The sequence below is a fragment of the Kitasatospora sp. NPDC091207 genome (assembly GCF_044768625.1).
Classification (GTDB): Bacteria; Actinomycetota; Actinomycetes; order Streptomycetales; family Streptomycetaceae; genus Kitasatospora.
Genome location: NZ_JBIVVS010000002.1, coordinates 252,511 through 264,841, shown reverse-complemented (window position 1 = coordinate 264,841; position 12,331 = coordinate 252,511). Strand labels below are relative to the sequence as shown.

General features: G+C 73.3%; 9 protein-coding genes and 2 pseudogenes. 6 read left to right on the top strand and 5 right to left on the bottom strand.

Annotated elements, in window-relative coordinates; translation table 11 throughout:
* Nucleotides 1–129: 129 nt before the first annotated feature.
* Nucleotides 130–1,407 (top strand): SAV2148 family HEPN domain-containing protein, encoded by a 1,278-nt coding sequence (locus tag ACIQTO_RS05850; RefSeq protein ID WP_402383381.1) that lies wholly within the window; start codon nt 130–132, stop codon nt 1,405–1,407.
* Nucleotides 1,408–1,506: 99 nt separating this feature from the next.
* A pseudogene (locus ACIQTO_RS05845) lies at nt 1,507–1,929 on the top strand (GNAT family N-acetyltransferase); the annotation flags it as partial.
* Nucleotides 1,930–2,481: 552 nt separating this feature from the next.
* Here the strand turns inward: ACIQTO_RS05845 and ACIQTO_RS05840 are convergent.
* Nucleotides 2,482–3,605, bottom strand: a pseudogene (locus tag ACIQTO_RS05840) (IS630 family transposase).
* 87 nt (nt 3,606–3,692) lie between these two features.
* On the opposite strand from ACIQTO_RS05840, the gene ACIQTO_RS05835 reads away from it, so the two are divergent.
* A complete protein-coding gene (locus ACIQTO_RS05835; protein ID WP_402383379.1) occupies nt 3,693–4,211 on the top strand; it encodes a proline dehydrogenase in 519 nt (172 codons plus the stop codon).
* Nucleotides 4,212–4,349: 138 nt separating this feature from the next.
* Here the strand turns inward: ACIQTO_RS05835 and ACIQTO_RS05830 are convergent, their stop codons facing one another.
* Nucleotides 4,350–4,721 (bottom strand): DoxX family protein, encoded by a 372-nt coding sequence (locus ACIQTO_RS05830; protein ID WP_402383376.1) that lies wholly within the window; start codon nt 4,719–4,721, stop codon nt 4,350–4,352.
* A 77-nt stretch (nt 4,722–4,798) separates the two neighbouring features.
* Here ACIQTO_RS05830 and ACIQTO_RS05825 point away from each other — a divergent pair, with 77 nt between their 5' ends.
* The 3 genes from ACIQTO_RS05825 (at nt 4,799) to ACIQTO_RS05815 (ending at nt 7,584) form a co-directional block, all read left to right on the top strand.
* Complete coding sequence (locus ACIQTO_RS05825) at nt 4,799–5,230, top strand: winged helix-turn-helix transcriptional regulator (RefSeq protein WP_402383373.1); 432 nt, start codon at nt 4,799–4,801, stop codon at nt 5,228–5,230.
* Between the two features lie 374 nt (nt 5,231–5,604).
* Nucleotides 5,605–6,072 carry an NUDIX domain-containing protein gene (locus tag ACIQTO_RS05820; protein WP_402384237.1) on the top strand — a complete coding sequence of 156 codons (468 nt, stop codon included), beginning with the start codon at nt 5,605–5,607 and terminating at the stop codon, nt 6,070–6,072.
* A 33-nt stretch (nt 6,073–6,105) separates the two neighbouring features.
* On the top strand, nt 6,106–7,584 hold the full coding sequence (locus tag ACIQTO_RS05815) for a Dyp-type peroxidase (protein ID WP_402383370.1): 1,479 nt from the start codon (nt 6,106–6,108) through the stop codon (nt 7,582–7,584).
* Between the two features lie 211 nt (nt 7,585–7,795).
* Here ACIQTO_RS05815 and ACIQTO_RS05810 read toward each other — a convergent pair whose 3' ends face one another.
* The 3 genes from ACIQTO_RS05810 to ACIQTO_RS05800 form a co-directional block, all read right to left on the bottom strand.
* The gene (locus ACIQTO_RS05810) at nt 7,796–8,857 is read right to left on the bottom strand and encodes a polysaccharide deacetylase family protein (RefSeq protein ID WP_402383368.1); all 1,062 of its coding nucleotides are present in this window, start codon (nt 8,855–8,857) and stop codon (nt 7,796–7,798) included.
* A 154-nt stretch (nt 8,858–9,011) separates the two neighbouring features.
* On the bottom strand, nt 9,012–9,905 hold the full coding sequence (locus ACIQTO_RS05805) for a phosphotransferase enzyme family protein (RefSeq protein ID WP_402383365.1): 894 nt from the start codon (nt 9,903–9,905) through the stop codon (nt 9,012–9,014).
* 151 nt (nt 9,906–10,056) lie between these two features.
* Nucleotides 10,057–12,324: an MMPL family transporter gene (locus ACIQTO_RS05800; RefSeq protein ID WP_402384235.1), complete on the bottom strand. Its 2,268-nt coding sequence runs from the start codon at nt 12,322–12,324 to the stop codon at nt 10,057–10,059.
* Nucleotides 12,325–12,331 lie beyond the last annotated feature (7 nt).

Genomic DNA, 12,331 nt, shown 5'->3' with positions numbered 1-12,331 from the left:
GGTGACTCGGCCGACCGACGACGCGATCCAAGACCGACCGAAGACCGACCGACCCGAAGACCCGACCGAAGACCCGACCGACGATCCGGCAGACGCACCGGCTCCGGCAGCAACCAGGTGAGGTGGCGCATGGTGTACCCCGCCGGCGGCCGTGGCGGTGGGCCCGGCGCCCCCGACCGGGGCGGCGCCCGCAGCGAGGCTCCGACGGTCGTCATGCGCCCCACCCTGACCGGCCGGGCCGTGGTGCCCGCCCAGGGCGGACCGGTCGAGATACCCGCCCTCGCGTGGTCCGGCGCCGAGTGGGAGGACGCCTACCAGCGGGTCCGGCTGACCGGGCGGGCGTACGTCTGGCTCAACCTGGTCGAGCAGCGGCTGCGCTCCCTCGTCGACGAGGTGCTCTACCCCATCTACGCGCCCGCCCACGGCGAGGACTGGGTCACCGCCGCGGCCGGCCCGGCCGGCGAGGAATGGGCCCACCGGGCCGGCGCCGTCCGCGAGGTCAGCCGCCGCAAGGGCTACCTGCTCGACCCGGCCGACGACGACCCGCTGGTCTTCCTCACGCTGCCCCAGCTGCGCGAGCTGATGGTCCAGCACTGGCCGTGCTTCGAGCCCTACCTGGCCGACCGCCGGGAGATCGAGCTGGCGCTGGACGAGCTGGAGGTCGCCCGGCACGTCGTCTCCCGCAACCGTGTGCTGACCCAGACCGTGCTCGCCCAGACCGAACGCGCCGCCGCCCGGCTGCTCGCCCTGCTGGACGGCGGCACCGGCGGCGTGCCCGCCGACGTCGTCGAATCCCTCGTGGCCGGCCGGTACGCGGACGTGGTCGCGGTGCACGCCGACCGGGTCCGGCTCCAGCGCGACCTGCCGGTGGAGGACCTGCTGGACGGCGCCCGGCGGCTGGACGCGCTCGGCATCGGGCTCGGCATGCTCTGCCAGAACTACACCGGCAAGCGCCTGGTCCGGCTCGCCACCGACGGCTGCCGGGTCCGGCTGCTCTTCCTCAACCCGGCGAGCAGCGCCGTCCGCCGCCGGGAGCGCGAACTGGGCCTGGGGCGCGGCGAACTGGCCCGCTCGATCGAGATGAACATCATGCACGTGCGCCGGGTCCGGGCCCGGCTGCGCGACCAGGGCGGGTTCGAGATCCGGGTCTTCGACGAGACCCCGCGCTTCACCGCCTACCTGGTCGAGGGGCCGCGCCCGGCGGGCCAGACCGGCGGCCCCCGCCGGCAGACCCGGGACCTCGGCGTCGTCCAGCCCTACCTGCGCCGGGCCCGGGGCATGGAGTCGCCCGCGCTGGTGCTGCGCGGCGGCGCCGGCCAGCAGCCGGGCGGCACCGACGTCGGGCTGCTGGAGGTCTACCGCGAGGAGTTCGAGGGCATCTGGGGGGACTCCCGCCCGGTCTCCTGAGCCTGCGGGCCGGGCCGGGGCGGGCGGTCTGCCGAAAACCCCTGGTCCGACCGTCCGGGCCGCTGGAAGACTGCCCGGGTGAACACCCCCGCCTGGACCTTGCGCGCGGCCGAGGCCGCCGACGTCGAACCCGTGGCCGAGCTGCGCGCCGTGGTACTGCGCCCCGACCTGGAGCGACTCGGCCGCTACGACGAACACCGCGTCCGGCGGCGGCTGCGCGACTCGTTCTCCACCCGCTGGACCTCGATCGTCCTGGTCGACGGCGCCTTCGCCGGCTCCGTCACCGTCCGCCCCGCCGAGCGGGGCGGCCTGCTGCTGGAGCACTTCTACCTCGCCCCGCGGCACCAGGGCCGGGGGCTCGGCTCGGCCGTGCTGCGCCGCGTCCTGGCGGAGGCCGACGCCGCCGGTGAGACCGTGCGGCTCGACGTGCTCCAGGGCAGCCCCGCCCGCCGCCTCTACGAGCGGCACGGCTTCACCCTGGAGTCCGAGGACCCGATCGACGTCCGTCTGCTCCGCCGGCCGGTCGCCTCGCGCGCCGCCGCCCGGCTGCAGGAGCACGCCCTGCTGTGGAGCATCGGCGAGCTGCGGGCCCGTGAGGTGGTGGAGGCGGCCTGCGAGGCGCTGGTCGCCGGGCTGGACTCCCCGGCCCTGCGCACCCTCGCCGCCTGCACCTACGGCGAGGCGGACGCCTTCGTCGCCGACCTGCTGCCGCCCGCGCTGGCGGAGCTCGGTCTGGTCTTCCACCCGCTCGGCGGCCGCTCCGGCGAGGCAGCGGGGCTGGTGGCGCTGGCGGCCCGGCTGCTGGCGGGCGGGCTGACGCCGCGGGAGCTGGCCCACGTGGCCCACCGGCGCCACGGGCACGGGTTCGAGCCGGCCGAAGCGCTCGCCCTCCTCGACGACGCGTACGACACCCTGGGGTACGACCAGCGGACGGAGGGGGAGCTCGACGCCGAGGTGTGGGCCGAGGCCCGCCGGCTGACCGCGCACACCGCGCCCGTCGCGCTCGTCGTGCCGTAGGGCCTCCGGACGAACGACGGGAGACCCTACGGCACGACGACGGACCCTAGTGCCGCATCAGGCAACGTTTGCCCTGGTGACGACTTCTCGTAGGCGTTCGTCGGCGGCGTGCTTGTTCCGCCAGATGATGTAGCGGCGGATCATGCTGCCCTGGGCCTTGTGGCTGGGATGGTCGGTGCCGTCGAGCGCGAAGTAGCGCAGGGCGGTGAACTGAGCCTCGATGCGGTTGAGCCAGGAGCTGTTGGTCGGGGTGTAGGCGATCTCCACGTTGTTCGCCGCAGCCCAGGTCCCGACCCGCTGGCACCGCCTGGTGGTCAGGGGTTGTCGCAGACGATCGCGATGCGCACGTCCGCCGGGTGCAGCGAGCGCAGGTAGCGGCAGAACTCCAGGAACTTCGACCGGTTCTTGGTCTTCTTGATGTGACCGTAGAGCTGGTCCTTGGCGAGGTCGTAGGCGGCGAACAGGTGCCGGACGCCGTGCGGGCGGGTGTAGGTCGCCCGGCGGCGGGGTCTCGGCTCGCGGTCGGGGTCCTTGTGCCTGCCGCCGCGTTCCGCCCACTGCTTCCCGGGGTGGGGTTGGAGGTTGAGCGGCCCGAACTCGTCCATGCAGAAGACGACTTCGGGTTCGCCTTCCTCGGGTATGACCTCGCCGTCGGCGATCGCGTAGAGGTGCTCGACTCTCGCCTTCTTGGCCGCGTAGTCGGGGTCGCGGGAGGTCTTCCAGGTCTTCACGCGTTGAAAGGAGACGCCCTCCTCACGGAGCAGGGCCCGAAGGCCCTCGTGGCTGATGTCGTCGACCACCCCCTCGGCGACCAGAAAGTCGGCCAGCTTGGCCAGGCTCCAGGTCGAAAAGGACAGCCCGTGCTCGGCCGGCTTGGACTTAGCGATCTTCTTGATCTCGCGCCGCTCGGGCAGGGTGAAGGTCCTGGGCCGTCCACCCTTGTACGTCGGGTAGAGCGAGTCGAAGCCGACGGCGTTGAAGTTGTGGATCACGTCCCGGACCCGGTCCGCGCTGGTGAACGTCACCTCCGCGATCTTCGCCACATCCATGCGCTGAGCCGACAGCAGCACCATCTGGGCCCGCCGCCAGGTCACCACCGCCCCAGTCCCCCTGCGAACGATCCGCAGCAGTCGTCGCCCCTCGTCGTCGTCGATCTCACGAACCCGCACACGTTCAGCCACGTGATCATTCTGACCGCCCAGTTCCAGACCACGGCAGGCCGCAGACCTGGCTGCTGACGAATCAAAAGGGAAAGGCAAAATGAGAGCATGGATGCTGGACTCGCCGCACTGCTCGGCGCCACCGTAGGCTCCCTCGCCACCATCGGCGCGGCGATGGTGAACGGGCGCGCGACCGCACGCTCGCAGTTCGGCCAGTGGCGCAGGCAGCACCGCAGGGACGCCTACGCGAACTACCTCGATGCTCTTCACGACCGAGACATCACCATGGACGCCGTGTTGGGCGCACTCCAGCCGGAGACTCCTGACCTGCGGGATGTGGACGAGAAGGTCCACCATTTCCTCGCACTGGCTCGGGAGGTCCACCGTGCCGTTGAAGTCGTCATCCTTGAAGGTCCGCCTTCGATAGTGGAAGCAGCCGACCGTGTGGCTCACGCATCCGGCGACCTCTCCAACGTGATGCGGCGGATGGTGAAGAACGCCCATGCGGGAGACTCCTCCCAGAAGGCGGCGGACACCGCTCTCGCCGCCGAGCGAGAGCGCGCCCTCTACCAGGCCGTGAAGGGCTTCCGCACGGCAGCCGGTGATGTCCTCGGCAACACGAACTGACCACTCCGCCATTGCACCACCAGGGCGACCGCCTCATCGCGGTGCCGTTCGGCATAGTCCGGTCACCAGGTCGGTGCCGCCCACCACGGCAACCGGACGGTAGAGGCCAAGTCGGGGCAAACATTGCCTGATGCGGCACTAGGCCGGGGTGGCAGCGTGCAGCACGATCAGGGCGATGGAGGCCAGGGTGAGGACCACGGCCGGAGACGCGCCCTTACGGTCGCCGACGCGCAGGTGGAAGGCGACCGCCCCGGCGAAATAGAGCGTCAGGCCGATCGCGGCGGCGATTCCGACGGGTCCCCACCAGAGGCCGACGATCGCACCGGCCGCGCCGGCGACCTGAGCGCCGATCAGGAAAGCCATCATGCTCTGCGGCACTCCGAGGGTGGTCATCTGCTCGGTGATGTGTCGCGTCCGCAGAGACTTGGCCCCGGCCGATATCAGGAGAAGCGCTGACATGACCACGGTGACGACGGCAAGGGAGACGAACACGGCTGAAACCTCAATCATGCGAGATGCGAGTAGAGGGGAGTGCGCACCTCGATGACGATAGGCGGCCGATAGGTACCTCTAGGTAACCTTCGAGCATGAGCCTGCGACCCGGAATTTCCTTCCTCGCCGACTGCCCCGCTCTCCTGGCCATGGAGATCATCGCCAGCAAGTGGTCCATGGTCATGCTCTTCGCGCTGACCGAAGGCCCTTTGCGCCACGGCGAGTTGGTCGAGCTGAGCGGTGGCATCTCGCGCAAGGTACTGACCCAGACGCTGCGCCGACTCCAAGCCAACGGGCTCGTCGAGCGGCACGCGTACGCCGAGGCGCCGCCGCGCGTGGAGTACTGCCTGACCGATCTCGGGCGAACCCTGGAGGAGCCCATCAGAATGCTCACTGCATGGGCACGGGAGAACGGCGAGGCGGTCGTCACCTTCCGGGAAGCAGCAGAGGCCGCCAGGATCATCGAGGTGGATCGGGCGACCTTGGTGAAGACCTCTCCTGCTGACGAGAGTCTGAACCGTTTCTGATCGGTAGTAGTAGGCGACTGCCGCATCGTCGCCGGCGGGCTTCACCTGCCAGCGGGCTGCCGGCCGTCAACAGCTTGAGGCGAGGCCGCGGCGATGCGGATCGGCGGCCTCATCCCGGGGGCGGCCAGGGACTCGGTTACGCCCGGTTCCGAGCTGGTGAGTGACGCGATCCAGGCGCTCGATCTGGAGCCCGGCGGCGCTGGCCTCCACACGCGTCAGCCCTTGCAGGTCTCGCCGGGGCTACTTCCGGAGGCGTGCCGGGAAGCTGGGTGCGGCCGTAGGAGAGTGCGAGAGTCAGGGGGAACGTGAGCAGGACGCCGATCACGCTGAAGAGCTCTGGAGTCGCGGGCGCAACATCTGGGAGGCAGAAAAGCATGGCAAGGCGTGACTACGAGGACGATCCGAACGCACCGAAGCCCAACAGCCTCGTTCCAGCCGCCTCGGTGGTCGTCGTGGACGAGTCAGGCCGCATCCTGCTCCAGCGGCGGACGGACAACCGGATGTGGGCCCTGCCGGGAGGGACGATGGAGCTGGGCGAGTCACTCGCGGGGTGCGGCATCCGGGAGACCTTCGAAGAGACTGGCATCCAGGCGGAGATCACGGGCATCGTGGGGACCTACACCAACCCTGGCCACGTCTTCGCCTACGACGACGGCGAAGTACGGCAGGAGTTCTCCATCTGCCTGCTGGCCCGACCCGTGGGCGGCGACCTCCGTGTGTCTGACGAGTCGTTCGAGGTCGCATGGTTCGATCCGGCCGACGTGGACGGCTTGCCCATGGTCCCGAGCATCCGCAAGCGGATCAACGACTGGCGAGCCGGGAAGGGACCAGTCATCCGTTAGTTGGACCGCACGCCGTGGACCCGTGCCAGATCCGTGCCAGAACGTGCGGTCGGAGCCCGTCACTCACGGATCACGGCGGCCACCCGACATTCTCAGAGCCGCGCCCGCCCCACCGGAGCCGCCCGCAACCCGCTCGGCTTCAAGGACGGCATCGAGAACCCCGACACCGGGTCCGCCCGCGAGCTGGACGAGCTGGTCTGGGTCGGCGAGACCACTGGCGAACCGCGCCGGGCCGCCGGCGGCAGCTACCAGGTGATCCGTGCCATCCGCACCCAGGTCGGCCCCTGGGGCGAGGTCGCGCTCCAGCGGCAGGAGCGGATCATCGGCCGGTGCAAGGCCGACGGCGCCCCGCTCGGCCGCACCGGGGAGACCGACACCCCCGACTTCGGGCACGACCCGGACGGTGCCGTGATCGCCCTCGACGCGCACATCCGGCTGGCCGACCCGCGGACCGACGCCACCCGCGCCGAGCGCGTCCTGCGCCGCGCCTTCACCTACGACCGCGGTCTCGACGACCAGGGCGAACCCGAGCTCGGCCTGGCCTTCTGCTGCTACCGGCAGGACGTCGTCCGCCGGTTCGAGGCCGTTCAGACCCGCCTCGCCGCCGAGCCGCCGGCCCGCTTCCCGCGCCCCACCGGAGGCGGCTGCTTCTACGTCCTCCCCGGTGTCCAGGACGCCACCGACCGGCTGGGGCGGAGCCTGCTCGCGGCGGGCCGAGCCCGGTGCCCGTCCGCCCCACCGGCCGCGTTGTCGGTGGGGCGGGCGATGATAGGGGCTGTTTCGACCAGCAGGACGGAAGGACACACCCCTATGAGCTGGTGGCAGCAGCCACTGGTCGGCTTCGACCTGGAGACCACGGGCACCGACCCGGCCGTGGACCGCATCGTCACGGCCGCCCTCGTGGACACCGTCGGAGCCCGCCGGCTGAGCGCCACCGGCTGGCTGCTCGACCCGGGCGTCCCGATCCCCGCCGAGGCCGCGGCGATCCACGGCATCGGCGACGACCTCGCCCGCAGCAAGGGCCGCCCGGCCAAGGAGGCGGTGGAGGAGATAGCCGGCGCCCTGTGCGAGCGGCTCGCCGCCGGCCGCCCGGTGGTCGCCTTCAACGCCCCCTTCGACCTCTCGCTGCTCGACGCCGAGCTGCACCGCCACGGCCTGGCCCCGCTGGCCGAGCGGCTGGGCGGCCCGGTCGCGCCGGTCCTCGACGCCCTGGTCATCGACCGGGCCGTCGACAAGTACCGGAAGGGCTCGCGCACCCTCCAGCGGGTCTGCGAGGTGTACGGGGTCGAGCTGACCGACGCCCATGAGGCCGGCAGCGACGCCCTCGCCGCCGTCCGGGTCGCCGTCGCCCTCGCCGAGCGCTACCCGGCCGAGGTCGGGGACGTCCCGCTCGCCGTGCTGCACGCTCGTCAGATCGACTGGCACCGTGCCTGGGCGGAGAGCCTGGAGGCCTGGCTCCGCCGCGCCAAGGACCCGCAGGCCGTCATCGACCCGCGCTGGCCGCTGCGCTGAGCGCCCGGGGGCAGCGGTCGGTGATGTGCTCGACCTCGACCAGCTGGGCGGCGCCGGGCCGGCCCTCCTCCGGGGAGAGCGGCCGTGGCGGACAGTGCGTTGTGGAGACCTGGTCGGAGGTCGGCGAGCCCGTCCGCGCCGGGCCACCGGTCGACGCTGTCCGACGGATGCCGGTCCGCCACGGCGTCGGCCGGGGCCGGTGGGCGGGGGCTCAGCGGGCCGGGAAGTCGAAGCGGTAGCCCTGGGCGACCAGCCAGGGGAGCAGTTGCTTCAGCGCGGCGACGGTCTGGCCTCGGTCGCCGCCGCCGTCGTGGAGCAGGATCACGCCACCGGGCCTGAGCTGGCTCTGCACGGTGGAGACGATCGAGGCGACGCCCGGCCGGGACCAGTCGCGCGGGTCGACCGACCAGCCGAGCGGGCGCAGACCGTGGTCGGCGGCGATGCGCTGGTTGTCGGCGGTGAACCCGCCGCCGGGGGCGCGGAACCAGGTGACCTCGGTGCCCGGACCGCCGGCCTGGACGATCATGTCCCTGGCGGCGGAGATCTCGTACACCGCCTTCTCGTGCGTGAGCGAGGCGAAGGGCTGCGGGTGGTTCACGCTGTGGTCGCAGAGCCGGTGGCCGGCGGCCCGGATCCGCTTGACCACGGCGGGGTCGGCGGCCGCCTGGCGGCCGATCTGGCAGAACGTCGCCTTGACGCCGTACCGGGCCAGCAGGTCCAGGATCTCGCCGGTGGCGCGGCCCGGTCCGTCGTCGAAGGTGAGCGCCACCGTCCGACCGCCGGAGGCGGTGGAGTGGACGACCGCGGTGGACACGCCGCTCGCGGGCGGGCCGGGCGGGCCGGGCGTCGTGGCGGCCGGCGCCGGGGTCGGTGTGCTGGCGGGCGGCGGTGGCTTGGGCGTGCCGGACCGAGGGGTGGCGGGCGACGGCGCGGTGGACCGCGGGGTGCTGGGCTGCGGGGTGCCGGACCGCGGGGTGGCGGGCTTCGACGCCGGGCCCGGGCCGCTCGGCCCGACGGAGGCGGGAGCGCCGCCCGACGGCGCCCCGGTGGGCGCCCCGGCCGACGAAGCGGACGACGGCCCGGCCGACGAAGCGGGCGGAGCGGGCGGGGCGGTGTCCGACACGGTGGTGCTCGGTTCCGGCCGGAGCGCGCCGTTGGCGGTGCCGCAGGCGGCCAGGGCCAGCGAGGCGGCCACCGCGACGCAGCCGGCGACCAGTCGTCGGCGGCGTCGGGCGGAGGACGGGGGACGCGGCGAGGTGGTGTGCTCCGGCATGGCGGCGGCTCCTGAGGTACTGGGCGGGTACCGATCCTCGGTCAGGGCGACTGTCCGGCAGGACGCCGATCGGACCGTTCCCGGTTGCGTGCCGGCCACGGGGCACGGGCCACGGGGCGCTGCCGGGCGGGCCCGGGACCCGCCCGGGGCAAGGTCAGAACGGGTACCAGCGGACCTCGGTGGCGCCCTCGCGCAGCGAGTCGACCCGCCGGCGGAACTCCGCCAGCGCGGCCGGGTTGCCCGGCGCCTGCTGCGCCACCCAGGAGGCGCTCGCCGTCTCGCGGGCCCCGCGCAGCACCGCGAAGCCGGACCACTCCCGGACGTCCCAGCCGTACGCCTCGGTGAACGCCCGGTACTCCTCGGCCGGGACGCCGTACCGGTCGTGGCTGAGCGCCAGCACCACCAGGTCGTGCTCGCGCAGATCGTGCGAGGCGTACTCCAGGTCGAGCAGGACCGGCCCGTCCGGCCCGACATGGACGTTGCGCGGCAGCGCGTCGCCGTGGATGAAGCCGGGCGGCAGGTGCGCGGGCAGGCCGGGCAGCGCGGTGGCGAAGCCGTCGCGGCGGTCCCGGAGGAAGGCGACGTCGGCCGGGTCGACATGGCCCTCGGCGGAGGCCAGCCAGCGTTCGACGGGCGCCAGCAGGTCGCGCCGGGCGAGCTCGAAGGGCGGCGGCGGCAGCCGGTGCAGGGCGCGCAGCAGCGGCGCGAGGTCCGCCGGCCGGGCCGGCCGCCCGGCGGGCGCGAGCCGGTGCCAGAAGGTGACGGGGTGTCCGTCGGCGACCTGCGGCCCGGGCGGGGCGGCGGCGTAGGGGCGGACCACCGGGATGCCCCGGTCGGCCAGCCAGTGGGCGACGGCGAGTTCCCGCCCGGCCCGGTCGGACAGCTCGGGGCCGCGGCCGACCTTGGCCACCACGGCGGGGTCGCCGAGGTCGAAGACGGCGTTCTCGCCCAGGGCGAGCAGCCGGGCGCCGCCGGGCTCGGGCAGGCCGGCGGACGCGCAGGCCCGGGCCAGCAGCTGCCGGGCACGGCCCTCGTCGAAGGGGATCATGGGGGCTGCTCCGTTCCGCGGGGACGCCAGGACGGTGATCATCATGACGCACGCGGGCCGGGCCCCGTGTGACGCGGGGCCCGGCCGGGGTCGGTGACGGGTGGGAGACGGGTGCGGGACGGGCCGGTGGACGGCCGGGGCGCGCGGGGTGTCAGACCCCGATCCGGCGGTGCCGGGCCCGCTCGGAGACGGCCGGGCCGGCGTCCTGTGCCGTCGGGTCGACGCCCCGCGCCGCCGGGCCGGTGCCGGTCGGCGGGACGCTCCCGCCGTGCGAGAGGTCGGGCAGCCACCGCAGCCAGCGGGGGAGGTACCAGTTGCGCTCGTCCAGCAGGGTCATCACCGCGGGCAGCAGCACCGCGCGGATCACCGTCGCGTCGATCAGCACGGCGACCGCGAGGCCGACGCCCATCTGCTTCATCGCCTGCATGGAGAGGGTGCCGAAGACCGCGAACACCGCGACCATGATCACTGCCGCGCTGGTGACCACCCCGGCGGTGGAGCGGATCCCGTGCGCGACGGCGGCCCGGGTCGACAGGCCCTGGTCGCGCCCCTCCTTGATCCGGGAGACCACGAAGACGTGGTAGTCCATCGAGAGGCCGAAGAGGATCACGAAGAGGAACAGCGGTACCCAGGACTCGACCGCGCCGACCCCGGCGGTGCCCAGCAGCGAGGCGCCCACGCCGTGCTGGAAGACCAGTGTCAGCACCCCGTACGCGGCGCCGACCGAGAGCAGGTTGAGCAGCACGGCCGTGGCGGCGACGGCCAGGGAGCGGAAGGTGGTCAGCATCAGCAGGAAGGCGAAGGCCACCACGAAGCCGAAGACCAGCGGCATCGAGCCGGTCATCTTCGCGTTGAAGTCGTGCGAGCCGGCGGTCCGTCCGGTGACCGGCGCCTCGGTGCCGGGCACCCTGAGCACGGTGGCGGGCACCAGCTCCTCGCGCAGGCTCTTCAGCGCGGCGGTGCTGGTGGCGTCGTTGCCGCTGCCGTTGAGCGGGATGTCGACGGTGGCGACGTTCTGCCCGGGATGCACGGTGACGTTCACCGGCCCGTGCATCCGCCCGCCGGCCAGGGCCCTGGCGCGGAGGTCGGCGATCGCGGCGGTCATCGCCGGGGAGTCGATGTCGGCGGCCTTGATCACCACCGAGGCCGGGGCGGGGCTGCCGGGGAACGCCGCTTCGATCTTCTCCGAGACGGCGACCAGCGCGTTGCCCGCGGGCAGTTGCTGGCGGAAGGTGAGGTTGGCGGTGTGCATGGTCAGCAGCGGCGCGGCCAGGCCGAGCAGCACGGCGCAGGCGAGCAGGGTGGCGGCCAGCGGGCGGCGCAGCACCGGGGTGAGGACGGCGTTCCAGAACCGGCCGCCGGTGGTGGCGGTGTCGCGGCGGCGCAGCCGGCCGAGCAGGGGGACGCGGCCCTTCTCGACGCGGTCGCCCAGCATGGACAGCAGGGCGGGCAGCACGGTGAGCGAGCCGAGCACGGCGGTGACGACGACCAGGATGGTGGCGAAGGCCATGGCCCGGAACTCGGCGATACCGGTGAGGAACATGCCGGCCATGGCGACCACCACGGTGACACCGGAGACCAGGACGGCCCGGCCGCTGGTGGCGGCGGCGACCTTCAGGGCGGTCTCCCGGTCCCGCCCGGCGGCCCGCTCCTCCCGCTCGCGGCGCAGGTAGAAGAGGCAGTAGTCGACGCCGACGGCCAGGCCGACCAGCAGCATCACCGAGCCGGCGCTGTCCGTGGTGTGCAGGACGCCGCTGCTGAGCGCGACCAGTCCGCCGGCCGCGACGAAGGCGGTGACGGCGAGGACGACCGGCAGGAGGGCGGCGACCAGCGCGCCGAAGGCGATCAGCAGGATGCCCAGCGCGAGCGGGACGGCCGTCCACTCGGCGCGGGTGAAGTCGCTGGAGAACTGCTCGTCGATCCACTTGCCGGAGCTGGCGTCGCCGAGTTCGGCCACGGTGAGGTCCGGGTGCCGCGCCTGGACGGCGGCGACGGCGTCCAGGACGGCTGTGACGTTCGCCACCGCCTCCTTCCGCTCGCCCTTGACGTCGAGTTGGACCAGGACGGAGTGCCGGTCCGCCGAGACCGCCCCGGTGTCGTACGGGGAGCGGACGTCGGTGGCCCGGCCGGTGCCGTTCACCCCGGCCACCACCTGGTCGACGGCGGTGCGGAAGGTCGGGGCGTCGGCGGTCAGGGTGGCGCTCTGGACCAGGACGGTCTCGCTCGCGGGGGCGGTGAGCCCGGCTTCGTCGAGGATCCGCGCGGCGCGGGAGACCTGGCCGGGCATCGCCTCGGAGTCGGCGACCTCCGTACTGCCGTGCAGTCCGCCGAGGAAGGCGGAGAGGACGACGAACAGCAGCCAGCCGAAGACGGCCGCCTTTCTGTGCCGGGCGCTCCAGGCGCCCATCGCGGCAGCCATGCCGAGC

What these genes read in the sequence shown, in the direction of transcription:
- ACIQTO_RS05800 (WP_402384235.1), bottom strand. Translation starts at nt 12,324, where the DNA reads ATGGCTGCCGCGATGGGCGCCTGGAGCGCCCGGCACAGAAAGGCGGCC.
- ACIQTO_RS05820 (WP_402384237.1), top strand. Translation starts at nt 5,605, where the DNA reads ATGGCAAGGCGTGACTACGAGGACGATCCGAACGCACCGAAGCCCAAC.
- ACIQTO_RS05825 (WP_402383373.1), top strand. Translation starts at nt 4,799, where the DNA reads ATGAGCCTGCGACCCGGAATTTCCTTCCTCGCCGACTGCCCCGCTCTC.
- ACIQTO_RS05810 (WP_402383368.1), bottom strand. Translation starts at nt 8,857, where the DNA reads ATGCCGGAGCACACCACCTCGCCGCGTCCCCCGTCCTCCGCCCGACGC.
- ACIQTO_RS05805 (WP_402383365.1), bottom strand. Translation starts at nt 9,905, where the DNA reads ATGATCCCCTTCGACGAGGGCCGTGCCCGGCAGCTGCTGGCCCGGGCC.
- ACIQTO_RS05835 (WP_402383379.1), top strand. Translation starts at nt 3,693, where the DNA reads ATGGATGCTGGACTCGCCGCACTGCTCGGCGCCACCGTAGGCTCCCTC.
- ACIQTO_RS05850 (WP_402383381.1), top strand. Translation starts at nt 130, where the DNA reads ATGGTGTACCCCGCCGGCGGCCGTGGCGGTGGGCCCGGCGCCCCCGAC.
- ACIQTO_RS05830 (WP_402383376.1), bottom strand. Translation starts at nt 4,721, where the DNA reads ATGATTGAGGTTTCAGCCGTGTTCGTCTCCCTTGCCGTCGTCACCGTG.